The following is a 24,418-nucleotide window of genomic DNA, read 5'->3' as shown; positions in this document are numbered from 1 at the left end:
GGCATGACATACGCATGGCCACACTCCTGCTGCACGGCGACCTCGACCGCCCCGCGACCCTGACCGTCGCCGACCTGCGGGAATGGCCGCAGCACCGGGCCGAGGTCACCTTCGACTGCGCCACGAACGGCCCGCAGCACCACGTCTTCGAGGGCGTGCTGCTGCGGGACGTGATCTGCGGGGCGGGCCCGGTCTTCGACGCCCGCCGGCGCAAGGACCGCAGCCGGTACCTCCTCGCGGTCAGCGGCGGCGACGGGCACCACACCGTCCTGTCCTGGGCGGAACTGGACGCGGACTTCGCCGGCAGCCCGGTGCTGCTGGCCACCCGCCTCGACGGGGAGGACCTCGACGGGGCGGGCAGCCAACTGGTCGTCCCGTCCGACCGCTGCGGAGCCCGCTACGTCAGCGCGGTCACCCACGTCTGGTTCGGCACCCTGCCCGCCGCCGTCCCGGCCCTGACCGGCGCCACCCTGGTCGGCGCGTAGACCCTGCCGGCGAGCGGCCCGGGGTGTCGGCCGAGGACGGGGCGGGCCGTGGACGGAGCGGGGACTGAACGGGGCGAGGATTGAGCGGGGCGTGGATTGAGCGGGCCGTGGACGGAGCGGCCGAACGGCCCTGACACGCATGCCGGTTGACCCTGATTCCGTCTCGGGGGGCGGGCAGGGTCCGGCCGGGGGTTTCCCCGTGGTCGGGCCGGGGGGTCCGGCGGCAGGGTGAGGGGCATGAAGACCACCTCGCTCCGTCTGGGCGCCGCCGCCCTCGCCGTCGCCGCCGCTCTCGCCACCGTCGCCGCCGCTCCGGCGCTCGCCGCCGGAGCGACCACCGCCCGAGCACCCGCCGCCGGAGCGGCCATCGCCGAGGCGCCCGTCGCCCCGTACGACTTCTCCGGCTGCCCGGACATCCCGGCCGGGGTCGACGCGGCGCGCTGGAAGTGCGAGGTGCAGACCGCCTCCGGGTCGCTGCGCCTGGGCAGTCGCGACGTCCCCGCGCTGGCCCCGATGACCATCACCTTCGCCGAGGGCCCGATGCCGGACGGCGGCAAGGGCCAGGTGTGGGGCTCCCTGCGCGGCGGCGCCTCCACCGTCCCCGGCGGTCTCCTCGGCAACGCCTCCGCCGACCGCTCCCCGCTGCTCGGGCTCTCGCTCCAGCCGGAGTACGGCGGCCGGTCGGACTTCTACTCGGTCGGCGACAGCATGGGCCTCTTCACCCTGCGCTACCGCGCCGTGAGCCCGCTCCTGCCCCGGGGCTGCGTGATCGGCGGCGGCGACACCCCCGTCGAGATCCGCTTGAAGCGGGTGGGCGACTCCGAGTGGGTCTCCAAGAACCCGCCGGTGATCAAGTGGGCGGCGGTCGACACCGCGTTCACCGTCCCGGCCGCCACCGGTTGCGGCCCGATGACCCGGCTCGTGAACGACCGTCTCGGCCTCCCGGCGACCACCGGGAACAAGATCACCCTGTCCGGGGAGTACACCTTCAGGACGTACGACCAACTCCCCGCGCGTTGACGGTTCCGTCGCAGGTCGCACCGGCACCCGGTCCACCACGTGCCGGTGCGCTTGTACGTTTCTTTTGCTCCGCAGTACCGGGAGAAAGCACCGCTCCCAACCCCACCAGCCTCCCCCGGGGCCGCCATCACTCACACGGGTGAACAACCCCAACTCGGCTGGATTCCCGCCCGGTTGCGGGGCATATGCTCGCCCCGACAAACTCCACAAACCAAGACGGCCCCCGCCGGGACGGCAATCCCGAACGAGGGCCTGACCAAGGCAGGAAGTACCGCTTCCCCATGGCTGTTGAGCAGGTTAGCGCGCCCCCGCGCGCGCCGTACGGCGTTCACCACGCGAACGTCCGGCACACGACCCGGTACACCGTCATCGGCAACCACCTCATCCAGAACGCCAAGATGACGCTGACCGCCCGGGGCCTCGGCGCGTACATCCAGTCCCTCCCGCCCGGAACCCCCGTCGGCATCAAAGAGCTGGCCAGGCGGGTGCCGGAGGGCGAGATCCGGATCGCGGCGGCCCTGCGCGAGCTGGAGGCGCACGGATACCTGAAGCGGGTACGGGAACAGCTCCCGAACGGCCGCTTCGTCACCCGGACGGTGTCCTACAACCGCCCCCGGAAGATGACGCATTCGGCGCCCCCGCCACCGCCACCCCGGGACCTCCCGAACCCCCCGGACCTCCCGCCGGCCCCGGAGCCCGAGCCCGAGCCCGAGCCCGAACCCTTGGCCCCCGCCTGGGAACCCGCCCCGCCCGTGGAGCCCGAACCCACGTCGGCGCCGTCCCCCGAACCCCCCGAACCCCCCACGCCCCGCCGCCGGGCGGCCATGGACATCCTGGCTCGGCTGCGCCGCACCGACCCCCGGCTGCTCCTGGGTCAGCGGGACATCGACCGCCTCGCGGACGGCGTCGAGACCTGGCTCGAACGCGGCGGGACGACGGACTCGATCATCAGCGTGCTGACCGCCCGGGTCCCCGACCCGGTCACCAACCCGGCCGGCCTGATCGCACACCGCCTCAAGGCGCAGCTCCCATCGGTCATGGAGGCCGAGTTCCGACGGTCCGCCTACGTGCCCCCGGACCCCTTCCAGACGTGCCCCACCTGCGACCGCGCCTTCCGCAGCCCGTCCCCGGGCTGGTGCGACGACTGCGGCGCCCCCCCCCATAGAATTCGGCCACACATTCGATCCCGGGGGAGCCGCATGGCGAAAAACCGACGACCCGGCCGCAGACGTGGCATCACGGCCCTGATCCTGGTCGGCCTCGGCCTGCTGCTCACCGTCGCCGCGGTCGGCTGGGCCGCCCACAAAGCCCCGCGCGCATTCACCATGCGCACCGTGACGAGCGCGCACATGCTGCCGACCTACCCTGTCGGCGAACAGGTCTTCTTCGAGAGGACCCCGTCGACCGGCCCCGCCCGCGGGGACGTCGTCCTCGTCACCGTCCCCTGGATCCACGACAACGCCGCGATGTACCGAGTGGTGGCCGTCGGCGGTGACCACCTCTCCTTCACCCCGGGGTCGACCCGGCTCGTCCTCAACGGCCGGCCGCTCGAAGAGCCCTACCTCCTCGCCCCCTCCGTACCCGCCGTCGTCCCCTTCGACCTGACCGTCCCGCAAGGCCGGGTCTTCCTGATGGGGGACAACCGGGTCAACTCCCTGGACTCCTCCTTCAACCTCGCCGGCGAAGGGCGGGGGACCGTGGTGGTCAAGGCGGTGCACGTCAGGGCCGTCGAGAACCCCGTCGGCTACATGATCGCCGGCAGCCTGGGCGGCTCCGGCATGATCGTCCTCCTGCCCGCCGGAATCCTGATCGGGATCTCCTCGCTCTGGGCACGTCGCCGGGCGAGGAAGGCGACCGCGGAGACGGGCCCGCCGCCCCGAGTGGTCGGCGCGAACACCGTCGGGTGAGGGCTTCTGCGCCGGACCGGCGCCCCGCGCCCTTCCCCCGAGGGGCGCGGGGAGGCCGCTGCGCTACGCGAACTTCGGCATCTCGCCCGTCGTGTTCGACACGTCGATCACCGCGAACGCCGCGCCCTGCGGGTCCGCCACCGCCGCGAACCGGCCGAACGGGCTGTCCATGGGCCCGAAGTGCAGCTTCCCGCCCTTCGCCTGGGTCTTGCGCACCGCCTCGTCGCAGTCCGACACCGCGAAGTAGACCTGGACGTAGGACGGGACCTGCGGCGGGAACTCGTCGCCCATGCTCATCCGGCCCAGCACCGGGTTCTGCGGGCCGCCGACGCTGAAGACCTTGTAGTCCATCGCGGCCGTCTCCGGGTCGTCACCCATGTCCATCTGCTGCGCGCCGTAGGGGAACACCCCCGTCAGGAACGCGTCCGCCTTCGCCGTGTCCCGGGAGAACAGCTCCGCCCAGGCGTACGCACCGGGCTCGCCGAGCTTCTCGAAGCCCTTGTGGTCGCCCGGCTGCCAGATGCCGAAGACGGCGCCGCTCGGTTCCTTGACGATGGCCATCGTGCCGAAGGTGCCGACCCGCATCGGCTCCATCATCAGCTCGCCGCCGGCCGCCTTGGCCTTCTCCGCCGTCGCGGCGGCGTCCGACGACGCGAAGTACAGACACCACTGCGAGGGCGCGTCGGCCCCGGGCATCGGCGGGACGACGGCCGCGACGGCCTTGCCGTCGGAGTAGGCCTGCGTGTAGTTGCCGTGCTCGCTGCTGGACTCGCCGAAGGTCCAACCCAGCACGTCGGCGTAGAAGTCCTTGGCGCCTTCCACGTCGGTGAACATCGCGTCCGCCCAGCAGGGGGCACCTTCCGGAAACTCAGCCATGATCGATCGACTCCTGTGTCGTCCGCGTCCCTGTCCGGGCTCCCACCCACGCTAGGCGGGGGGTCTGACAACCGCGCGGCGACCGCGCGCGGTGCGCCCCCGCGCGGCAGGCTGGAGGCATGGACGACATCACCATCCACCTGGCCCAGCAGCCCGAGGCCGACGCCCTGCTCGGCCGCAGCCCGCTCGCCGCGCTCACCGGGATGCTGCTCGACCAGCAGGTGCCGATGGAGTGGGCCTTCTCGGGCCCGTACACGATCGCCCGACGCCTGGGCACCGACGACCTCGACGCGCACGCCATCGCCGCCCACGACCCCGAGGCCTTCGCGGCGCTGCTCTCCGAGAAGCCCGCCGTGCACCGCTACCCGGGCTCGATGGCGAAGCGCATCCAGCAGCTGTGCGCCTACCTCGTGGAGCACTACGACGGGGACGCCGCGGCCGTCTGGGCCGACGTCGACACCGGCGCCGAGCTGCTCGCGCGGCTCAAGGCACTGCCGGGCTTCGGCGAGCAGAAGGCCCAGATCTTCCTGGCCCTCCTCGGCAAGCGCTTCGGGGTCCGCCCCGAGGGCTGGCGGGAGGCGGCCGGCGGCTACGGCCCGGCCGGCGTCCACCGCTCGGCGGCCGACATCACCGGCCCGGAATCCCTGGCCAAGGTCCGAGCGTACAAGCAGGAGGTGAAGGCGGCGGCCAAGAAAAAGCCCTGACGGTGCGTCGGCGGCGCTCATAGGATCGCGACCATGATCGAAAACATCACGCGCGCCGCCACCGCCGAAGCCATCTCCGACGGACCGGGCAGCGTCATCACCCTGCTCACGGACACCCCCGAGCTGACCTGCAACACCGCGAGCTTCGAGGTCGGCGCGGCCGGAGCCCCCGTCCACTTCCACACCAAGGCGACCGAGTTCTTCCACGTCACCGACGGGGCCCTCGACGTCCTGGTCGGCGAGGAGATCCACACCCTGACCAAGGGCGACTTCATCAGCGTCCCGCCCGGTGTGAAGCACGCCTTCGCCCCGGCGGCGGGCCACACCGCCGAGGTGTTCGTCGGCTTCACCCCCGGCATGGCCCGCTTCGACTACTACCGGCTGCTCGGCCGGGTCCGCGCCGGCGAGGCCACCGTCCAGGACATCAAGGACAGCTCACCGGTCTACGACAACCACTACGCGGAGAGCGGGTCCTGGGCGGGCCGACTGCTGCGCAGCGCCGAGGCGTAGACCTCGTCGGCGTCCAGGCGCCGCAGTTCCTCCGCGAGCAGCTCGGCCGAGCTGCGGATCTTCAGGGCGACCTTGCGGTCCGGGGCCCCGGGGAGCACCAGCTCGGCCAGCACCCCGGCGGGCCGGTCCACCCGTATCTCCCCGCCGGTCGTCTCCAGGCGGACCCGGGTGATCACCGGCCCGTCGGTCGGTACCCGCCGCACCGGCACCCCGAGGCGGTCCTCCAGCCAGCGCGCCAGCAGCTCGGCGCTCGCGTTGTCGGGCTCGCTCTCCACCGCCGCGCCCGTCACCGGCAGCGGCTTCTGCTCCAGGGCGGCGGTCAGCAGCGAGCGCCACGGCGTCAGCCGGGTCCAGGCCAGGTCGGTGTCCCCGGGGGCGTACGCCCGCGCGCGGTCGACCAGTACGCCCACCGGGTCGGCGGCGGCCTGGGCGTCGGTGATCCGGCGCTGGGCCAGCACGCCCAGCTCGTCGCGGGCCGTGTCGGCGGGGGCCTCGGCGGGCCACCAGGCCACGACGGGCGCGTCCGGCACCAGCAGCGGCAGCACGACGGAACCGGTGTGCTCGGTCAGCTCCCCGTGCAGGCGCAGCAGCACGATCTCCCCGGACCCGGCGTCGGATCCGACGCGCAGCTCGGCGTCCAGGCGGGTCCGGCGGCGGCGTTCGGGGCCGCGCGCGGTCCGCTTGATCACCGCGATGATGCGGCACGGGTGCTCGCGCGAGGCTTCGGAGGCCGCGCGCACGGCGTCGTAGGCGTTCTCCTCGTCGGTGACCACGACGAGGGTCAGCACGAGCCCCATGGTGGGGCTGCCGACGGCTCGGCGGGCCGCGAGGAGGGCCCGGTCGACCTTGTTGGAGGTGGTGTCGGTGAGTTCGGTCCGCATCCCCCGAGTCTGTCAGCGCCGGCCGTGGTCCCGACAACCGGTTCGAGGGAATCCGTCCGGGATCCGCCCGCGATCCGCCCGGCATCCGTCCGGAATGCTGGACTCCACTACTTCCTGCGCCGGGCCGTGCCGAAGACGGAGCGGGAGATCTCCCGGCCGAGCTGGGTGCCGATCGAGCGGGCCAGGGAGCGGAACAGTCCGCTTCCGACCACCTGCTCGGCCAGGGACGGATCCGGCTTCGGGGCGCTCCGCGCGGCCCGTACCGCTTCCTTCTCCGCCTCCTTGGCCTGCCTCTCGGCCTCAGCCGCCGCGGCGGCGCCCTCGGCCGCGGCTTCGGCCGCGGCCTGCTCGGCGCTGATCTTCTCGTACGCCGACTCGCGGTCCACCGGCTCGGCGTAGCGCGAGTAGAGGAGGGATCCCTTCACGGCCCGGTCCAGGGCCGCCGCGTCGATCGGCCCCATCAGGGACTGCGGGGCGCGCAGCCGGGTGGCCGCCACCGGGGTGGGGGCGCCGTTCTCGCTGAGCACCGTGATGACCGCCTCGCCGGTGCCGAGCTGCGTGAGCAGCTCCTCCAGGTCGTAGACGGACTTGGGGAAGGTCCTGACGGTGGCCTTGAGCGCCCGCGCGTCGTCCGGGGTGAAGGCGCGCAGGGCGTGCTGGACCCGGTTGCCGAGCTGGGCGAGGACGTCGGCCGGCACGTCCTTGGGGGTCTGCGTCACGAAGAAGACGCCGATGCCCTTGGAACGGATGAGGCGGACGGTCTGGGTGATCGAGTCGAGGAAGGCCTTCGAGGCCCCGTTGAAGAGCAGGTGCGCCTCGTCGAAGAAGAAGACGAGCTTGGGCCGCTCCAGGTCCCCGACCTCCGGCAGGTCGGTGTAGAGGTCGGCGAGCAGCCACATCAGGAAGGTGGAGAAGAGCTGCGGCTTGTCCTGCACGGCGGGGAGTTCCAGGACGGAGACCAGCCCGCGCCCGTCGGCGGCCGTCCGCAGGAACTCGCTCGTGTCGAACTCGGGCTCGCCGAAGAACTCCGAGGCGCCCTGCTGCTCGAAGGCGGTCAGCGCGCGCAGGATCACCCCGGCGGTCACCGTGGACAGTCCGCCGATGCCCTTCAGCTCGGGTCTGCCCTGGTCGGAGACGAGGAAGGCGACGACCGCCCGCAGGTCCTTGAGGTCGATCAGCTCCAGGCCCTTGGAGTCGGCGTAGTGGAAGATCAGGCCGAGCGACTGCTCCTGCGTCTGGTTGAGCTGGAGCACTTTCGACATCAGCACCGGGCCGAAGGCCGTCACCGTGGCCCGGACCGGGATGCCGGGGCCGATGCCGCCGAGCGAGTAGAACTCGCTGGGGTAGCCCGTCGGCTCCCATTCCTGGGCGACCTCCGAGGCGCGCCCCAGGACCTTCTCGCCCGACGCGCCCGGGGCGGAGATCCCGGAGACGTCGCCCTTGATGTCGGCGAGGAAGACGGGGACGCCGTTCGCGGAGAGTTGCTCGGCGATCAGCTGGAGGGTCTTGGTCTTGCCGGTGCCGGTCGCGCCGGCGACGAGGCCGTGCCGGTTGAGCATGGACAGCGGGATGCGGATCTGCAGCTCCGGCAGCGCCTTCCCGTCCCAGAGCAGGGCGCCCAGGTCGAGGGCGGGGCCGGTGAAGGCGTACCCGGCGGCGATCTCCGCGGCGGCGGGGTCGGGACCGGCGGGAAGGGAAGGGCCCGTGCTCTGACTCATGCATCACTCCCTCATGCATCACTCCCGGAATACCACCGTCTGTCACTTTTGCACCGACGGCCCGAGGCTGCGCCCGGAGCCGCCGGCCCGGTAGGCTTTCCGTGTGATCTTCAAGCGCATCGGAAGCGGGCGGCCGTACCCCGACCACGGCAGGGAAACCACCCGGCAGTGGGCGGACGTCGCCCCGCGCCCGGTCCGACTCGATCAGTTGGTGACGACCAAGGGGCAGCTCGACCTCGAAACGCTCCTCGCCGAGGACTCGACCTTCTACGGCGACCTCTTCGCCCACGTCGTGAAGTGGCGGGGCGACCTCTACCTGGAGGACGGGCTGCACCGCGCCGTGCGCGCGGCCCTCCAACAGCGTCAGGTCCTGCACGCGCGCGTCCTTGAAATGGACTGATTGCGCCTTTCGGGTCAGTCTTGCCCGGTCAATAGATCATTTAGTAGGCATCGTCCCGACCCGGGGCTACGCTGCGCCCATGAGCATGCTCACTCCCCCCGGCATGGGCGGAAAGTACCGCGTCACGGGAGCTGCCTACCCCCGTATGAGCCGGCCCCGGCGACGCCGGAAGATCGTCTTCGCCGTCTTCGGATCGGTCCTCGCGCTGGCCCTCCTCGGTTACGGAGCGCTGCAGCTCATCGACGTGTTCCAGGGCGACGGCGGCAAGCGGAACCAGGCGGCGGCCGGCAAGGACTGTCCGACCGCACCCGCCTCCGTGAAACCGGCCAAGGCCGTCACCCACGCCGCCCCGAACGCCGATCCCGAAGCCGAAGTCGAACCGAACGCGGGCCCCGCGGCCTCCGCCTCACCGGCGGGTCTCCCCCAACCCGGCCAGATCACCGTCAACGTCTACAACGCGACCCCGCGCGCGGGCCTCGCCAAGGCCGTCGGCGACGAACTGCGCGCCCGGGGCTTCCACGTCGACAAGGTCGGCAACGCCCCGGCCGACTTCGACAAGAAGGTCACCGGGCCCGGGATACTGCTCGGTTCCCCGAAGACCGACAAGGCGGCCTACTCCGTCCTCGGCACCCAGCTCGACGGCGTCACCCTGCAGACCGACACCCGCGAGGGCGGAGACATCGACCTGATCCTGGGCGACACCTTCAAGGAGCTCAAGCCGAAGGCGGACGCCGACAAGGCCCTGGCCGTCCTGGCCAACCCCCTGCCCGCGCCCGCCAAGAAGTGCTGAACCGCTAGCGTCCGAGCCGGTCCGGATCCGCCATGGCGGGCCCGGACCGCCCGAGCGGATCCGGACCGCCCGAGCGGATCGGAACGGCCCGGTGCGTCGCCGCTATTCGGCCGAGCCGTACATGCGGTCGCCCGCGTCGCCCAGGCCCGGAACGATGTAGCCGTGCTCGTTGAGCCGCTCGTCGACCGCGGCCGTCACCACCGTCACCGGCGTGCCCGCCAGCTCGCGCTCCATGACCTCCACGCCCTCGGGCGCGGCCAGCAGCACCACGGCGGTCACGTCGTCGGCGCCGCGCTTGATCAGCTCCTGGATCGCGGCGACCAGCGTGCCGCCGGTGGCCAGCATCGGGTCCACCACGTAGACCTGGCGACCGGAGAGGTCCTCGGGCATGCGCGTCGCGTACGTGGAGGCCTCCAGGGTCTCCTCGTTGCGGACCATGCCCAGGAAGCCCACCTCGGCCGTCGGCAGCAGCCGCACCATGCCGTCGAGCATCCCGAGACCGGCGCGCAGGATCGGCACGACCAGCGGGCGCGGGTACGACAGCTTGACGCCGGTGGTCGGGCCGACCGGGGTCTCGATGTCGGACTGCTCGGTGCGCACGTCGCGCGTGGCCTCGTACGCCAGGAGGGTCACCAGCTCGTCGGCGAGCCGACGGAAGGTGGCGGAGTCGGTGCGCTTGTCGCGCAGGGCGGTCAGCTTGTGCGCCACCAAGGGGTGATCGACGACCTGCAAACGCACAACATCCTCCAAGACTCAGCCGGGTTTCGAGCTGCGATCTGCGACCGGTGACCCTGCTAGCTGCAAAACGGCCACCTGTTCGTGGCCCGCTCCCGAAAGGCTACGCGCTGCGCGGACCCCCGCGCGTCCCAAGGGCCGCACGGGCGGGGCGGGGGGTGTGCGGAGATGCGGGCCGCGGCCCCGAGCAGCACGCTGGACGGATGAGCACACCCCTCGTGATCGTGGCCGTCGACGGATCCGACCACAGCCTGCGGGCGCTGGAGTGGGCCCGTCTCGCGGCGCTGCGCCACGACGCGTCCCTCATGGTGGCGCACGTGCTCTCGGACGAGTCCCAGCTGTACGCGGGCCGCCGCGCGGCCCTGCACGACCCGAACCAGCCCGAGGCCTACTCCGACCCGGTGGGCGACCGCGTGCGCGCGCTCCTCCAGGCGGCCCCCGAGCTGCCCCAGGAGGTCCGCTACGAAGCCCTGGAGGGCTCCGTCCCCGAGGCCCTGCGGGTGGTCGGCGCCGAGGGCGAGCCGCTGATGCTGGTGATGGGCTCCCGGGGGCGCGGCGGGTTCGCCACCCTGCTCCTGGGCTCCAGCAGCCGCGCCGTCGCCACCACCGCGACCTGCCCGGTGGTGGTGGTCCCGCACGCGGAGCGCGACGCGCACGCCGCCGCCACGGAGCCGTCCGCCGGGCGGGTGGTGGTGGGGCTGCACGCCGCCGAGACCCCGGAGTCGGTGCTCGACTTCGCCTTCACGGAAGCCGCCGCACGGGGGACCACCGTCCAGGTGGTCTCGGCGTACGCGATCCCGCCCGCCCCCACCCTGGTGATCGACAGCCCCTTCGCGGTGATCCCGCCCGAGTCGCTCCTCGACGACGGGAACGCGGTGCCCGCCGAACGGGAGATGCTGCGGTCCCAGAGCGCGCGGCTGGCCCCGCTGCGGGCCCGCTACCCGGGCGTGCCCGTGGAACAGGCCGCCACGCCCGGGGACGCCGCCGGACGGCTGGTCGACGCCTCCCGCTCGGCGGCGCTGGTCGTGGTCGGCCGCCACCATCCGCGCCGGCGCTCGCTGCTGATGGGTTCCGTGGCGCACGCGGTCCTCCAGCACGCGCACGGCCCGGTGGCCGTCGTACCGGCCCTGCCCGAAGACGTTCCGGTCGGCGGGAGCTGACCTGGGTCTATCCGAGCGGGGGTGGCATCAAACGCGCCGACCGGGGGAAGGTGGTGGCGGGGGGTCTGCTTCGCGCCGGCGGAGGAGGACGACCGGACCAGCCGGGGTGGTGGCCGATGGCCGACACACAGCCGACCAGCGACAGGACCGACGGGGCGGAGAGGGTCGGGAAGGCCGAGGGGAGCGGGACCGACGACGCGTCGGAGACGACGGCCCAGCGCCGCGCCCGCCGCGCACAGTTCCTGCGCGACCTGAGCGAGGCGCGCGAACTGCGCGACCGCGTGCAACCCCGGCGCGCCCGCGCCGCCCGGATGCGCCAACAGATGCGGATGCGCACGTTCCGTTGGTGAACGCCCGGGTGAGGGCATGTGGAGACGGGCGGGAGCCGTCGGCGAAGTCGCCTCGAAGCCGCCGTGAAGTCGCCGTGAAGCGGTCGGTGAAGGCCGGGTGACGGACGCCTGTGGGGGGCGCGCCGCCCCGGGGCCCGACCGGCGACCCGCCGGGGGCGTACCGGCGCCGCGACACGGCCGCCGCGCGGAAGACCTCTCGCAAAGCCGCTGTTTCTGCCACGATGCCGATTGGGCGGGGTGGGAACAGCGAGCGTCACGGCCGTTCCCACGCCATCCTCCGGCCGGGGGGACCTCCAACCGGCACACCTATGACCAGTGGGAGAGTCACGGTGTATTTCGCCGCACTGCTCGCGCGCACCGAAGACGGGTGGGAAGCGAGCGACATGGAACTCGACGGAGTCGAGTCCCTCAGTGATCTGATCGATCTCGCCCGCGCCGCCGCTGTCGACGACGACACGGTGGTCGCCCTCATCGAGCAGGAGGACGCCTGGTTCGGCGTCGTCCGCGTGGACGGCGAGGAGGACCCCCGGTACTACGTATCGAACGCCTCCGCCGCCGACCGCAGCTCCTACGGATCGATGCTGACCAAAGAGCTGCTCGGCAGCGACGAGGAGGACGACGAACTCGACGACCTGGACCTGGACGGCACCGAGGACGGCGAGGACGAACCGGCCGCCGCGTTCACGGAGGAGGAGGACGACTCCGACGAGGAGGACGACCTGCTGAAGGAGGCCCCGCTCGGCGACCCCCGACTGCTGGACGACCTCGGGGTCGGCCACAAGGACCTGCTGAACCTGGACGGGGACGCCCTCTCGGAGATCGCCGAGGCACTCGGCGCCACCGAGGTCCTGGAGGCAGTCCGCTAGTGGCCCCCGCGCACGACACCCCGTACGCCGAGCCGTCCGGACCCCCGCACGGCTCGGCGCCCGACCCCGTACGGGACCCCTGGCGGGATTCCATGCGCCTGGCGCTCCGGGAGGCCGCCGAGGCGGTACCGGCCGGCGACGTGCCGGTCGGTGCCGTCGTGCTCGGCCCGGACGGGGAAGTCCTCGCCACCGGGCACAACGAGCGGGAGGCGAGCGGCGACCCCACGGCGCACGCCGAACTGCTGGCGCTGCGCCGGGCGGCCGTCCGACTCGGGCAGTGGCGGCTCACGGGGTGCACGCTGGTGGTGACCCTGGAGCCGTGCGTGATGTGCGCGGGCGCGCTCGTGCAGTCGCGGGTGGCCCGTGTCGTCTACGGCGCGGGGGACGAGAAGGCGGGGGCGGCGGGGTCGATGTGGGACCTCGTGCGCGACCGCAGGCTCAACCACCGTCCCGAGGTGATCCGCGGGGTGCTCGGGGACGAGTGCGCGCGGCAGCTGACGGAGTTCTTCCGCACGTTGTGAAGCCCCCGAACCCGTGGGGCGACCCGTCCGACGACCCGTGCGGGGGCGGTCCGGATACGGATTTCAGCCCAGCGTGCTCTTTGGGCTAAGCTCTCTCTCGGTAGCGTGTCCGAGCGGCCGAAGGAGCACGCCTCGAAAGCGTGTGATGGTGCAAGCTATCCGTGGGTTCAAATCCCACCGCTACCGCTCTGATCGAGAGCCCCGCCCCGCAAGGGTCGGGGCTCTCGTCGTTTCCCCGTGTTCCGCGTTCGGAGCCGTCGTGGGCGGGGTGTCGCGCGCGCGTCCGGGGGACACCGGCGTGACCGGCCGACCGCTCGGCCGTTGTCACGGCATGAACAAGACCCAGCGCATCCTCGCCGCCATCGCCCTCGCGGGGGCCGCCGCGGGCTTCGCCGCACCTGCCGCCTCCGCCTCCGGGATCGCCCCGCTGACCCTCCCCGACCTGCCGTCGCCGGCCGCGGACATGCCCGCCGGAGCCTCGCCCCGTTCCGTCCAGGAGATCGGCGGGAAGCTCAGCGAGGGCGCCAACCAGCTCAACCAGGTGATGGAGCTGCCCAACCAGCTCGCCCCCGTGATCGCGCCCATCCAGCCCATCACCGACCTCGCGGGTGGCCTCGAATAGCGCGCACGCGAAGAAGGCCCCGACCGGAGTCGGGACCTTCGTCGTTCGGGACGGGGGAAGTGGCATCGGGGGGACAAGCCACTTCCCCCGTTGAGGACGGAACCTGCCAGCCCGAGCCGCAGTCAGGGGGGAAGCTTGCGGCTCGGACCCCGCAGTGAGGTCCTGTCCCTCACCCACCGATTTCCTGCCAGAACCGGTGGGCTCGTGTTCAATCCTGCGCCTCCCGCAACCCGACACCGAGCGGCAAAGGACCTGTACTCCCGGGTCATTGGTCCTTAAAGGGCAGGTGAGTGACCAAACTTGACCGGTTAGACTCACCCGACTTTGCACGACCGGTTGGGGAGGCCGACAGCGCACATGGACACCAAGAAGCTCATCACGGGCGTCCTGACCGTGTTCGTCCTCTTTGTGATCATCACCCAGCCCAAACGGGCGGCCGAGATGGTCGGAATTGGCTTCCAAGGCATATCGGATGCCGCCTCCGGCATCGGCGAGTTCATCACCGAACTGGTGAACTGAACCCGTACGCTGAAGCGGATTCCAGACTTCCCGGCCCCCCACTCCGACGGGTGGGGGGTCTTTCGTGTTCCCCGGATTTCAGTGAATTGTCCTAGTATGCCCAACTTGCCTTCAACACGGCGTTATACGGTGCTTGCACACAGTGCACATGTCTTGTGATGCTATGACCGCTTTTGACGGATAGTTGACTGAAGGGGTGGCGTGACCGTGCCGGCCAGTACTGCGCCTCAGGTGCCACCCCAGCAGGAGTCCCAGGTGCCATCCCAGCAGGAACCCGCGGCGGAGCCCCCGGCCGGCGAGGCGCCGACCCCTTCCGCCACCTCTGCCGCCACCGCTGCCTCGGCCGTCCCGGCGGCCGGTGATGCGAGCGCCCCGTCGGCCGGTGATGCGAGCGCCCCGTCGACTCCTCCGCAGGCACCCAGGCCCCCCGTGACGCTGATGGCCACCGTCGCGCCCCGGCCCCAGAGCACCCGGGGCGCGGACACCCGGGCGCTGACCCAGGTGCTCTTCGGGCAGCTGAAGGCCCTGGAGCCGGGCACCAGCGAGCACCACCGGGTGCGCGGGGCCCTGATCGAGGCGAACCTCCCGCTCGTGCGGTATGCGGCCGCTCGCTTCCGCAGCCGCAACGAGCCGATGGAGGACGTGGTCCAGGTCGGCACCATCGGCCTGATCAACGCGATCGACCGCTTCGACCCGGAGCGCGGGGTGCAGTTCCCGACCTTCGCGATGCCGACGGTCGTGGGGGAGATCAAACGATACTTCCGCGACAACGTCCGCACCGTTCACGTCCCGCGCCGCCTCCACGAGCTGTGGGTACAGGTCAATGCCGCCACCGAGGACCTCACCACGCTCCACGGCCGCACCCCCACCACCGCCGAGATCGCCGAGCGGCTGCGCATCGGCGAGGACGAGGTGCTGTCCTGCATCGAGGCCGGCCGGAGCTACCACGCGACCTCGCTCGAAGCCGCCCAGGAGGGCGACGGCATGCCCGGGCTGCTCGACCGGCTCGGCTACGAGGACCCGGAGCTGGTCGGCGTCGAGCACCGGGACCTCGTACGGCACCTGCTCGTCCAGCTCCCCGAGCGCGAGCAGCGGATCCTCCTGCTGCGGTACTACAACAACCTGACGCAGTCGCAGATCAGCGTGGAGCTCGGCGTCTCCCAGATGCACGTGTCGCGGCTGCTCGCCCGGAGCTTCGCCCGTCTGAGATCCGCAAACAGGATCGAGGCTTAACCGGATCGGGTGGCGCTTTTCCAGCATTTCCTTGGAGAACCTGCGCATTCCACTCACGGGCAGGTCTGTCGCTGGAGATACTTGTCGACATGACGCTACAGCGTGTTGCCGACATGTGACATTCTGCTGGAACCGCGTTTGCCGCAGCCCCGCCTCCGGTATTCAGGTGGAGGCTGCGTTCCTCCGACGGGCGCGCAGAGAACGCGACCGTCCGCGACCTCAAGGGGGTGGCATGTCCGTAGACCAGGGCAGCTCCAAGGTGCTCACGCTTGTCAAGCGCGCAGCGCCGGCAGTGTCCGACCGCTCGGAAGCCATCGACACCCGCACCCTCTCCCGCTCCCTCTTCCAGCGACTCGCAACCCTGGACGCGGACAGCCCCGACCGAACGTACGTACGCGACACCCTGATCGAGCTGAACCTGCCGCTGGTGCGTTACGCGGCGGCCAGGTTCCGCAGCCGCAACGAGCCGATGGAAGACATCGTCCAGGTCGGCACCATCGGCCTGATCAAGGCGATCGACCGCTTCGACTGCGAGCGCGGCGTCGAGTTCCCGACCTTCGCGATGCCGACGGTCGTGGGCGAGATCAAACGATTCTTTCGGGACACGTCCTGGTCCGTCCGCGTCCCGCGGCGGCTCCAGGAACTGCGCCTGGCGCTGACCAAGGCCAGCGACGAGCTCGCCCAGAAGCTGGACCGGTCCCCGACCGTGCCCGAGCTGGCGGCCGTGCTCGGGGTGACCGAGGAGGAGGTCGTCGACGGCCTCGCCGTGGGCAACGCCTACACCGCCTCCTCGCTCGACTCGCCCTCCGCGGAGGACGAGGGCGGCGAGGGCTCGCTCGCCGACCGGCTCGGGTACGAGGACACCGCGCTGGAGGGTGTCGAGTACCGGGAGTCGCTCAAGCCGCTGCTGGCCAAACTCCCGCCCAGGGAACGGCAGATCATCATGCTGCGGTTCTTCGCGAACATGACCCAGTCGCAGATCGGCGAGGAGGTCGGCATCTCCCAGATGCACGTCTCCCGGCTGCTGACGCGCACGCTGGCCCAACTCCGCGTGGGCCTCATCGGGGAGTGAACGGGCGCTACAGGGTTCCTATTTGACGTAGCGTCAGGAAAACTGGCGCGATGCGAACGGGATCCCGCGCGGCGCTCGCCCTCGCCCTGTGCTGCACGGCCGCCGCAGCCCTCACCGGATGCGGCGGCACGGGCCGCGACGGCTTCGTCGCGGTGGGCGCGGCAGCCCCCGGGCCCGAACGGGGCGCGGGGGAGAAGGTCGCGCCACAGGACCCGGTGGAGTTCCAGAGCCTGCCGTCGGACGCTCCCGCGTCCTCCTCGGCCTCCGCCTCCGCGTCCTCCTCTACGTCGCCCGGCGCGACCGGGTCCCCCGTGCCCGGGGGCTCCGCCCAGGGCGGAGCGACGACCACCGGCACCGGCGGCTCCGCTGCCGACCCCGGCACCCCGCCGGACCCGGCAGCGCCACCACCACAGGGCGGCGCCGGGGGCGCGAGCGGATCGGGCGGCTCCACGGGCGGATCGGGCGGCTCCGGAGGCTCCGGCGGTACGTCCGCGACGCCCGGACCGACGGGCCCAACGGGACCGGCCGGACCGGCCGGCCCGAAACCCGGCACCACGCCCCCGGCGCCACCGCCCCCCGCGGCCACCCCGGCGGCGCTCGCCCTCGGCACCCCGGCCCGCGCGGCGGCGTCCGAGCGCTGGTGCGAGCGGGTCACGGTGACGTTCACCAACACCGGGAGCACCGCGGCCCGTTCGGGCACGGTGAGCTTCGCGACGCACATCATCGGCGCCCTCGGCGTCGACTGGGCCACGATCACGACGACCCAACCGCTGCCGACACCAATCCCGGGCAACGCGTCCCGGGCGCAGACCTACACGGTGTGCGTGGAGTCCTGGCGGGTCCCGCTCGGGATGCGCGTCGAAACCCGCAAGGTCACGGCCGCCTGGAGCTGACCCGAGCCCGCCGGTGACCTGCCCGCCGGTGGTGCCCGCCTGCCCGCCCGCCTGCCGGTGATCCCTGCCTTACGGGCGAACCCGCCCCCACCGGTGGGACGGTCAGTGGACGGCGACCCAGACCGCCGCGCCGATCGCCACCACGAGCGCGATCACGAGCGCCACCTTGACGGCGCCCCCGGAGCCCGAGGACTCCTTCGTGCGGCGTCGCGCGCCCGGCACGGTGGGCGCGCGGGTCGGCTCGACGGCCTCCTCCACGTACGCCCGGAACATCTGGGTGCTGCCCGCGGGGTCGTAGGTGCCCTCGGGTTCAGGTGAGTTGTGGTTCGCAGCCATGGGTCAGGACCCTAGCCGTTTTCCGATTCCTTTACCGCCGCACCCCCCGGATTCATTTGCCTGTAGCAACCATGCGCTTATATGGTTGCCCGAAGCAACGAGATAGAGGGGGGCGGTCCGGTGACCACCCAGGCGGCGCGGAGCACCCGGTACGAGGAGCTGGCCCGCCAGCTCACGGGCATCGGCGCCGTCAAGCGCGACCTGGCCCGGATCCTGCCCCCGGCCTGCCCTCCCGGCTCGGCCGCCGTCCTCAGCGTGCTCGACCGACACGGAGAGATGCGGCTCAGCCGCCTCTCCGAGTTCATGGCCGTCGACATCTCGGTCACCAGCCGGCACGTCGCCCACGTGGCACAGCGCGGCTGGATCGACCGGGAGACCGACCCCGGCGACGGCCGCTGCCGGATCCTGCGCCTCACCCCCGCGGGACGCGCGCTCCTGGCCGAGCTGGGCGCCCGGTACACGGACGCGCTGGAAAAGGCCCTGGCCGACTGGTCGGCCGAAGACGTCGACGTACTCAACACCCTGCTGGCCCGACTCCGATCGAGCTTCTAGACCGAAGGAAACACATGGCTACGACCACACCCCACGGTGTGCGGGGAGGCGGCCGGTCGGAGACCACGTCCGACGCACCCATGACCCACCCGCAGATCATGAAGGCCCTCTCCGGGCTGATGCTCGGCATGTTCGTCGCGATCCTGTCCTCCACGATCGTCTCCAACGCCCTGCCGGAGATCATCAGCGACCTCGGCGGCACCCAGTCCTCCTACACCTGGGTGGTGACCGCCGCCCTGCTGTCGATGACGGCCGCGACCCCCCTGTGGGGCAAGCTGTCCGACCTGTTCAGCAAGAAGCTGCTCGTCCAGATATCCCTGGTGATCTACGTCCTGGGCTCCGTGATCGCGGGCCTGTCCCAGAACACCGGCATGCTGATCGCCTGCCGCGTGGTGCAGGGCATCGGCGTCGGCGGCCTCTCCGCCCTCGCGCAGATCGTGATGGCCGCGATGATCTCCCCGCGCGAGCGCGGCCGTTACAGCGGCTACCTCGGCGCCGTCTTCGCCGTCGCCACCGTCGGCGGCCCGCTGCTCGGCGGCGTCATCACCGACACCTCCTGGCTCGGCTGGCGCTGGTGCTTCTACGTCGGCGTGCCCTTCGCGATCATCGCGCTGATCGTCCTCCAGCGGACCCTGCACCTCCCGGTGGTCCGGCGCGACGTCAAGGTCGACTGGCTGGGCGCGACGCTCATCAGCGGCGCGGTGTCGCTGCTACTGATCTGGGTGACCCAGGCCGGCAGCTCGTACGATTGGATGTCCTGGCAGACCGGGGCCATGGTCGGCGGCTCCGTGGCGCTCGGCCTGCTCTTCGTCCTCGTCGAGTCCCGCGCGAGCGACCCGATCATTCCCCTGCGGCTCTTCCGCAACAAGACCATCACCCTGGCCTCGGCGGCCTCGCTGTTCGTCGGCATCGCGATGTTCTCCGGAACGGTCTTCTTCAGCCAGTACTTCCAGCTCGCCCGGGGCGAGTCCCCGACCATGTCGGGCGTACTCACCATCCCGATGATCGCCGGGCTCTTCGTCTCCTCGACCGTCTCCGGCCAGATCATCACCAAGACCGGCCGCTGGAAGATCTGGCTGGTCGCCGGTGGCGTCCTGCTCACCGCGGGCCTGGGCCTGCTCGGCACCCTGCGCTACGACACCGCGTACTGGCACATCGCGATCTTCATGGCGCTCACCGGCCTCGGCCTCGGCATGATGATGCAGAACCTGGTCCTCGCGACCCAGAACCAGGTGGCCCCCCAGGACCTGGGCGCGGCCAGCTCGGTCGTCACCTTCTTCCGCTCGCTGGGTGGCGCCGTGGGCGTCTCCGCGCTCGGCGCGGTCATGGCCAACCGGGTCACCCACTACGTGCAGGACGGCCTGGCCGCCCTCGGCCCGAAGGCCGCGGCCATGGGCCACGGCGGCACCGGGGGCGGCGGGATCCCCGACCTCGACAAGCTGCCCGCGCCCTTCCGTACGGTGATCGAGTCCGCGTACGGACACGGCGTCGGTGACGTCTTCCTCTACGCGGCCCCGTTCGCGCTGCTCGGCCTGCTGCTGGTGCTGTTCATCAAGGAGGTCGCGCTGAAGTCGAAGCCGGCCGCGCACTCCCCGGTCGCGGAGGACGCGATCGCCGAGGCCGCGGCGGGCATCCCCTCGCCGGCCGAGGCCGACGAGCCGGCCGACGCCACTGCGGGCTCGGTCGCGGGCACGGGCACGGTCTCGGGAGTCCGGCCGGCGAAGGGCCGGCCGCACTGATCACGGCCGCCGTACCGGCCGAACGCACCTGAGGGGGCCCGCTTTCGAGCGGGCCCCCTTTGTCCTGGTCGGTGGGTGCGGGTCGCCGTGGGTCGCGATCGGAGCCGGTGGCGGCCGGAGCCGGTGGCGGCCGGGTCACCGAGGGGTGATGCCCGGGGCCCGGCCGTCGGCCTGGGCCTGGATCCCCGCGATCAGGACGTCGAGCGCCAGCCCGAAGTCCGCCTCGGGGACCTGACGGGCGGTGCCCCCGCAGCCGTTGAGGAACCGGGAGACCGCCAGGTGCGCCCCGGTGCGGCCGGCGTCACCGAGGCCGGTGCGGTCCAGCAGCCCCTGGAGGGCCGCGTCGAAGGCCCGCGCGTGCGGGCCGATGTTCGGGTAGGCCAGGCTGAGGGGCGCCACCCACGGGTGCTCCCCCACCAGCCGGCGGTAGCCGCAGGCGAGGGCCTTCAGCAGGACCGGCCAGGGTGCGTCGGCGGCCGGCTCGGCGGGCAGCCGTTGCCGGCCCAGGGCACTGTCCAGGGCGAGTTCGAGGAGATCGTGCTTGGTGTCGACGTACCAGTACAGGGACATCGCGGTGACCCCGAGCGCGGACGCCAGCCGGCGCATCGAGAACCGGGTCAGCCCCTCCGCGTCGAGCAGCCGTACGGCGGCGGCGATGATCCGGTCCCGGTCGAGCCCCGAGGGCGCCTCGGTGCGACGGCGTGCGGGTGACGCGGGCCTGACGGCCAGCCAGACGCTGGTCCTCGCCGCTCCCGGATCGGCCTCGGTCACCATGGAGGAACCCTCCTCAGCACAGGGAGATCAGTCCGGAATGCCCGGTCCGCCCTCTTGATGCTAGGCCTTGCCGCCGCCGCTTGGGCGACAGGGCCGGGGAGATCTCGCGCCGATCGGGCCGTACGAGTGGCGTCGGCCGAGAGTCCCCCCGGAATCGTCCGGGGGGACCCGTCGGGTCGGGGGGTGGATCCGGAGATGGATCAGGGGGCGGGTCAGGGGGTGGCGGACGTCGGGGTCGTCAGGTCGTAGAAGGTGCTTCCGCCGACGGTGGTGGCCTTGAAGCCGGCCTTCACCCAGCTCTCGATCGCACTGCCCGCCGCTCCGCCCGGGCCCGCGCCCGCCCCACCGGTCCGACCCGCGCCCTCGGCCGTGCCCCGGCTGTCGCTCTGCGCGATGAACCAGTGGACCTTCCCGGCCTTCACGTACTCCTGGAAGCGCTCCAGCGTCGGGGAGGGGTCGCTGCCGTTGAACCCGCCGATGGCCATCACGGGCTCACCCGAGGCCAGTTGGTAGCTCGCCGCGTTCTGGGAGCCGATGGCGGCCGCCGCCCAGGTGTAGCGGGAGGCATCGGTGCGCAGGGCCGCCTCGGCCGCGGCGGTGACCCGGGTACCGCCGAGCAGCCCACCGGGGCCTCCTCCCGCGCCACCGGCGCCGGCGGCGCCGCCCGGGCCGCCTTGGCCGCCCGGGGGTTGGAAGCCGCGTCCCGGACCGGCGCCCGTACCCGCCCCCGGACCGCCCGCCTGCCCGCCGGGCGGCGTGCCGCCCGTCGGGGCGCCCTGCGGCGGGGCCTCGCCACCGGCGGCGAAGCGGCCCGGCATCCCCCCGGGACCGCCCCGGGAGCCCGCCACCGCCGGACCGGCGGTGACGATGGAGCCGGTGTGCCCGGTGCTCACGGTGGTCAGGCAGTACGCGAACGGTCCCGCCAGCGCGGCGCCGAGTCCCGCGGCGGCCACACCGAGCAGCACCCGCCGACCCAGCCGCGCGGCGAAGGGCAGGGCGAGCGCCGCGCCGAGCCCGACCGCGAGCACCGTCCAGCGCAGCCACGGCAGGTAGCCGGTGGCGCGGCCCAGCAGGACGAACGCCCAGTACGCGGTCAGCGCGAGCGTCCCGGACAGGGTGAGCACGGCCGCCCGGCCGCCCCGCTCCTCCCACAGCACCGCGACGCCCATCCCGACGAGCGCCGCCACGAAGGGGGCCAGCGCGACGGTGTAGTACTCGTGGAAGATGCCCTGCATCCAGCTGAAGACCACGGCCGTGATCAGCAGGGACCCGCCCCAGGCGAGGAAGCCCGCACGGGCCATGCCCTCCAGCGAGTCGGTGGTCCGCCGGGCCCGCCAGGTGATCACGAGCCCGGCGACGAGCAGCACCAGCGCGGCCGGCAGCAGCCAGGAGATCTGGCCTCCGATGTTGCCGGAGAACAGCCGGTCGACGCCGGTCTCTCCCCAGCCACCCCCGCCACCGCCGCCACCGGGGCCGCCCGTACGGGCTCCACCGCCGACGCTGCCCGTCTCGTTTCCGCTGATCCGGCCCAGGCCGTTGTAGCCGAGGGTCAGCTCCAGGAAGGAGTTGTTCTGAGAGCCGCCGATATAGGGGCGGGATCCGGCGGGCCAGAGCTCCACGATCGCCACCCACCAGCCCGCGGCCACCACCATCGCCACTCCGGCGAGCAGCAGTTGACCCAGCCGTCGACGCAGCCGCGTAGGGGCGCAGACGGCGTACAGGAGGGTGAGCGGCGGCAGGATGACGAAGGCCTGGAGGGTCTTGGTCAGGAAGGCGAACCCGACCGCGACCCCTGCCCAGACCAGCCATCGGGTGCGGGCCCCTTCGAGGGCCCGCAGGACGCAGTACACGGTGACGGTCAGCAGCAGGGTGAGCAGCGCGTCCGGGTTGTTGAAGCGGAACATCAGCGCGGCGACCGGGGTCAGGGCGAAGGCGGTTCCGCTCAGCAGGGCGGCGGCCGGCCCGAACTGGCGGCGTACGGACGCGTACAGGACGGCGGTGGTGGCGACGCCCATCAGGGCCTGGGGGACGAGGATCTGCCAGGCGCCGAGCCCGAAGAGCCGCACCGACAGGGCCATGGGCCACAGGGCGGCCGGGGGTTTGTCGACGGTGATCGAGTTCCCGGCGTCGGAGGAGCCGAAGAAGAAGGCCTTCCAGCTCTCGGAGCCGGCCTGGACGGCGGCGGAGTAGAAGGAGTTGGCGTAGCCGGAGGAGCCCAGGTCCCACAGCAGGAGCACGGCGGCGCCGAGCAGCAGGACGGCGTAGGCGGGCCGTTCCCAGCGCGGGCGGGCCAGGGCCGCCCGGGTGGTGGCGGGCGTGGAGGCGGGTCCGGCGGGTGGGAAGAGCGGCAGCGCGGCCGTGGTCACGGGCCCTCCTTCGGGGTCGGTGCGGAAGTCGGGACGGTGAGGCCGGGGACGGAGGGTCCGAGAACCGGGACGGTCGGTCCGAGAACCGTGGGGCCGGGGACGGTGGGGTCGGGAGGGGTGGGGTCGGGAGCCGGGCGGGCCGCCTGTCGGTCGGGGAACACCCAGGCCCGGAAGAGCAGGAAGCGCAGGACGGTCGCGGCGAGGTTGGCGGTGACCAGTACGGCCAGCTCGGTGCCGTGGCCGGGCATGGCGCTGGCCGCTCCCAAGGCGGCGAGGGATCCGCTGGTCAGGGCCAGTCCGATGCCGAACACCACGAGCCCCTGGGCCTGGTGGCGCACCGCCCGTGCCCGCCCGCGCACCCCGAAGGTGAGCCGACGGTTCGCGGCGGTGTTGGCCACGGCGCACAGCAGGAGCGCGGCGGCGTTCGCCCCCTGGGGCCCGGCCCCGGACCGCAGGGCGGAGTAGAGGAGCAGGTAGAGCAGGGTGCTGAGCACCCCCACCACGCAGAAGCCGAGCAGTTGCCGGGCCAGCCCGCGCGGTACACCGGGCAGGGCGCCCCGGTCGCGCGGGTCGTCCCCGAAGGGCCTGGCCAGCCGGTCGAGCGGCAGCGCGCCGACGGCCAGCGCCCGCCCCACCCGCCAGACCCCCCGGAGGTCGTCGGCGGCGGTCCGGGCCAGGTGCACGGTGGAGTTCGGGTCGTCGACCCAGTCCACCGGCACCTCGTGGATCCGCAGCCCGGCCCGCTCGGCGAGGACGAGCAGCTCGGTGTCGAAGAACCATCCCGAGTCCTCCACCAGCGGCAGCAGCCGCTCGGCCACCTCGCGCCGGATGGCTTTGAACCCGCACTGGGCGTCGCTGAACCGGGCGGAGAGGGAGGAGCGCAGCAGCAGGTTGTAGGCGCGGGAGATGAACTCCCGCTTCGGGCCGCGCACCACCCGCGAGGAACGGGCGAGGCGGGTGCCGATGGCGAGGTCGGAGTGCCCGGAGATCAGCGGGGCGACCAGCGGCAGGAGCGCGTTCAGGTCGGTGGAGAGGTCCACGTCCATGTACGCGAGGACGGGCGCCTCCGACCGGGACCACACGGTGCGCAGGGCCCGGCCCCGGCCCTTCTCCTCCAGCCTGACACTGCGCACCCCGTCGACTTCGGCGGCGAGGCCGGCCGCGACCTCGGGGGTGCGGTCGGTGCTCGCGTTGTCGGCGACGGTGATGCGGAAGGGGTACGGGAAGGTGCGGGTCAGGTGGGCGTGTAGGCGGCGCACGCAGGGGGCGAGGTCCTTCTCCTCGTTGTAGACCGGGATCACCACGTCGAGTACGGGCACGCCGGGCAGGGGCGCGAGGGGTGCCCGGGCCGGAAGGGCCCCTGAGGAGGCGTCGGTTGACATGCTCCGA

Annotated in this window: 25 protein-coding genes, 1 tRNA gene and 1 pseudogene; 19 read left to right on the top strand and 8 right to left on the bottom strand. The window is 72.5% G+C overall.

Translation table 11 applies throughout. From position 1 onward, the window contains the following. Positions 1-14 precede the first annotated feature (14 nt). The 3 genes from ACIOD1_RS19205 (at position 15) to lepB (ending at position 3,412) form a co-directional block, all read left to right on the top strand. Positions 15-485: a molybdopterin-dependent oxidoreductase gene (locus ACIOD1_RS19205; protein ID WP_365622150.1), complete on the top strand. Its 471-nt coding sequence runs from the start codon at positions 15-17 to the stop codon at positions 483-485. A gap of 237 nt (positions 486-722) precedes the next feature. Continuing rightward, complete coding sequence (locus ACIOD1_RS19200) at positions 723-1,505, top strand: hypothetical protein (protein WP_401903501.1); 783 nt, start codon at positions 723-725, stop codon at positions 1,503-1,505. A 281-nt stretch (positions 1,506-1,786) separates the two neighbouring features. After that, positions 1,787-3,412 (top strand): signal peptidase I, encoded by a 1,626-nt coding sequence (gene lepB, locus ACIOD1_RS19195; protein WP_401903499.1) that lies wholly within the window; start codon positions 1,787-1,789, stop codon positions 3,410-3,412. A 63-nt stretch (positions 3,413-3,475) separates the two neighbouring features. On the opposite strand, the gene ACIOD1_RS19190 is transcribed toward lepB, so the two are convergent. Next, positions 3,476-4,288 carry a VOC family protein gene (locus tag ACIOD1_RS19190; protein ID WP_365622140.1) on the bottom strand — a complete coding sequence of 271 codons (813 nt, stop codon included), beginning with the start codon at positions 4,286-4,288 and terminating at the stop codon, positions 3,476-3,478. A 119-nt stretch (positions 4,289-4,407) separates the two neighbouring features. Between ACIOD1_RS19190 and ACIOD1_RS19185 the strand changes: the two genes are divergently transcribed. Together ACIOD1_RS19185 and ACIOD1_RS19180 are read left to right on the top strand one after the other, a co-directional pair. Beyond that, positions 4,408-4,992 carry an HhH-GPD-type base excision DNA repair protein gene (locus tag ACIOD1_RS19185; RefSeq protein WP_401903496.1) on the top strand — a complete coding sequence of 195 codons (585 nt, stop codon included), beginning with the start codon at positions 4,408-4,410 and terminating at the stop codon, positions 4,990-4,992. A gap of 33 nt (positions 4,993-5,025) precedes the next feature. After that, positions 5,026-5,502, top strand: a complete 477-nt coding sequence (locus ACIOD1_RS19180; RefSeq protein ID WP_365622134.1) for a cupin domain-containing protein — start codon at positions 5,026-5,028, stop codon at positions 5,500-5,502. Here the strand turns inward: ACIOD1_RS19180 and opcA are convergent. Both opcA and ACIOD1_RS19170 read right to left on the bottom strand, forming a co-directional pair. Continuing rightward, entirely contained in the window at positions 5,448-6,383 is a 936-nt protein-coding gene (gene opcA / locus ACIOD1_RS19175) for a glucose-6-phosphate dehydrogenase assembly protein OpcA (RefSeq protein ID WP_365622131.1), read from the bottom strand. The two genes, ACIOD1_RS19180 and opcA, sit on opposite strands and share 55 nt — an antisense overlap. Before the next feature lie 107 nt (positions 6,384-6,490). Continuing rightward, the gene (locus ACIOD1_RS19170) at positions 6,491-8,101 is read right to left on the bottom strand and encodes a helicase HerA-like domain-containing protein (RefSeq protein ID WP_365622129.1); all 1,611 of its coding nucleotides are present in this window, start codon (positions 8,099-8,101) and stop codon (positions 6,491-6,493) included. A gap of 103 nt (positions 8,102-8,204) precedes the next feature. Here ACIOD1_RS19170 and ACIOD1_RS19165 point away from each other — a divergent pair, with 103 nt between their 5' ends. Together ACIOD1_RS19165 and ACIOD1_RS19160 are read left to right on the top strand one after the other, a co-directional pair. Beyond that, positions 8,205-8,501: a type II toxin-antitoxin system VapB family antitoxin gene (locus ACIOD1_RS19165; protein WP_030010424.1), complete on the top strand. Its 297-nt coding sequence runs from the start codon at positions 8,205-8,207 to the stop codon at positions 8,499-8,501. A 79-nt stretch (positions 8,502-8,580) separates the two neighbouring features. Beyond that, on the top strand, positions 8,581-9,291 hold the full coding sequence (locus ACIOD1_RS19160) for a LytR C-terminal domain-containing protein (RefSeq protein ID WP_401903492.1): 711 nt from the start codon (positions 8,581-8,583) through the stop codon (positions 9,289-9,291). A 102-nt stretch (positions 9,292-9,393) separates the two neighbouring features. Here the strand turns inward: ACIOD1_RS19160 and upp are convergent, their stop codons facing one another. Then, a complete protein-coding gene (gene upp / locus ACIOD1_RS19155) occupies positions 9,394-10,029 on the bottom strand; it encodes a uracil phosphoribosyltransferase (RefSeq protein WP_365622124.1) in 636 nt (211 codons plus the stop codon). Between the two features lie 200 nt (positions 10,030-10,229). Here upp and ACIOD1_RS19150 point away from each other — a divergent pair, with 200 nt between their 5' ends. The 10 genes from ACIOD1_RS19150 to ACIOD1_RS19105 all read left to right on the top strand — a co-directional run bounded on the left by ACIOD1_RS19150 (position 10,230) and on the right by ACIOD1_RS19105 (position 17,262). Continuing rightward, positions 10,230-11,186: a universal stress protein gene (locus ACIOD1_RS19150; protein ID WP_401903489.1), complete on the top strand. Its 957-nt coding sequence runs from the start codon at positions 10,230-10,232 to the stop codon at positions 11,184-11,186. Positions 11,187-11,302: 116 nt separating this feature from the next. After that, complete coding sequence (locus ACIOD1_RS19145; RefSeq protein ID WP_365622118.1) at positions 11,303-11,536, top strand: hypothetical protein; 234 nt, start codon at positions 11,303-11,305, stop codon at positions 11,534-11,536. Positions 11,537-11,865: 329 nt separating this feature from the next. Continuing rightward, a complete protein-coding gene (locus ACIOD1_RS19140; protein WP_365622115.1) occupies positions 11,866-12,402 on the top strand; it encodes a hypothetical protein in 537 nt (178 codons plus the stop codon). 92 nt (positions 12,403-12,494) lie between these two features. Beyond that, a complete protein-coding gene (gene tadA, locus ACIOD1_RS19135; protein WP_365622321.1) occupies positions 12,495-12,923 on the top strand; it encodes a tRNA adenosine(34) deaminase TadA in 429 nt (142 codons plus the stop codon). A 99-nt stretch (positions 12,924-13,022) separates the two neighbouring features. Continuing rightward, positions 13,023-13,109, top strand: a tRNA-Ser gene (locus tag ACIOD1_RS19130). A gap of 145 nt (positions 13,110-13,254) precedes the next feature. Beyond that, entirely contained in the window at positions 13,255-13,545 is a 291-nt protein-coding gene (locus ACIOD1_RS19125; RefSeq protein ID WP_365622113.1) for a hypothetical protein, read from the top strand. A gap of 357 nt (positions 13,546-13,902) precedes the next feature. Then, positions 13,903-14,064, top strand: a complete 162-nt coding sequence (locus tag ACIOD1_RS19120) for a hypothetical protein (RefSeq protein WP_164720920.1) — start codon at positions 13,903-13,905, stop codon at positions 14,062-14,064. A gap of 438 nt (positions 14,065-14,502) precedes the next feature. Beyond that, positions 14,503-15,297, top strand: a complete 795-nt coding sequence (locus ACIOD1_RS19115; RefSeq protein ID WP_365622318.1) for an RNA polymerase sigma factor SigF — start codon at positions 14,503-14,505, stop codon at positions 15,295-15,297. 232 nt (positions 15,298-15,529) lie between these two features. Then, on the top strand, positions 15,530-16,369 hold the full coding sequence (locus ACIOD1_RS19110; protein WP_365622109.1) for an RNA polymerase sigma factor SigF: 840 nt from the start codon (positions 15,530-15,532) through the stop codon (positions 16,367-16,369). Positions 16,370-16,419: 50 nt separating this feature from the next. Further along, a complete protein-coding gene (locus ACIOD1_RS19105) occupies positions 16,420-17,262 on the top strand; it encodes a hypothetical protein (RefSeq protein WP_401903486.1) in 843 nt (280 codons plus the stop codon). 102 nt (positions 17,263-17,364) lie between these two features. On the opposite strand, the gene ACIOD1_RS19100 is transcribed toward ACIOD1_RS19105, so the two are convergent. Continuing rightward, positions 17,365-17,598, bottom strand: a complete 234-nt coding sequence (locus ACIOD1_RS19100) for a hypothetical protein (protein ID WP_401903484.1) — start codon at positions 17,596-17,598, stop codon at positions 17,365-17,367. Positions 17,599-17,679: 81 nt separating this feature from the next. Between ACIOD1_RS19100 and ACIOD1_RS19095 the strand changes: the two genes are divergently transcribed. Then, positions 17,680-18,150: a MarR family winged helix-turn-helix transcriptional regulator gene (locus ACIOD1_RS19095; RefSeq protein WP_401903483.1), complete on the top strand. Its 471-nt coding sequence runs from the start codon at positions 17,680-17,682 to the stop codon at positions 18,148-18,150. Positions 18,151-18,164: 14 nt separating this feature from the next. Further along, positions 18,165-19,883: pseudogene (locus ACIOD1_RS19090) on the top strand (DHA2 family efflux MFS transporter permease subunit); the annotation flags it as partial. A 141-nt stretch (positions 19,884-20,024) separates the two neighbouring features. On the opposite strand, the gene ACIOD1_RS19085 reads toward ACIOD1_RS19090, so the two are convergent. The 3 genes from ACIOD1_RS19085 to ACIOD1_RS19075 all read right to left on the bottom strand — a co-directional run bounded on the left by ACIOD1_RS19085 (position 20,025) and on the right by ACIOD1_RS19075 (position 24,411). Then, positions 20,025-20,663, bottom strand: coding sequence for a TetR/AcrR family transcriptional regulator (locus tag ACIOD1_RS19085; RefSeq protein ID WP_401903480.1), 639 nt, complete (start codon positions 20,661-20,663; stop codon positions 20,025-20,027). 212 nt (positions 20,664-20,875) lie between these two features. Further along, the gene (locus tag ACIOD1_RS19080; RefSeq protein ID WP_401903479.1) at positions 20,876-23,029 is read right to left on the bottom strand and encodes an ArnT family glycosyltransferase; all 2,154 of its coding nucleotides are present in this window, start codon (positions 23,027-23,029) and stop codon (positions 20,876-20,878) included. After that, the gene (locus ACIOD1_RS19075) at positions 23,026-24,411 is read right to left on the bottom strand and encodes a glycosyltransferase (protein ID WP_401903477.1); all 1,386 of its coding nucleotides are present in this window, start codon (positions 24,409-24,411) and stop codon (positions 23,026-23,028) included. The genes ACIOD1_RS19080 and ACIOD1_RS19075 overlap by 4 nt, the downstream gene beginning before the upstream one ends. Positions 24,412-24,418 lie beyond the last annotated feature (7 nt).

The organism is Streptomyces sp. NPDC088097 (assembly GCF_044741845.1).
In the GTDB taxonomy this organism is placed as follows: Bacteria; Actinomycetota; Actinomycetes; order Streptomycetales; family Streptomycetaceae; genus Streptomyces.
The sequence above is the reverse complement of the archived record's forward strand: the minus strand, read 5'-3'. Positions and strand labels throughout refer to the sequence as shown.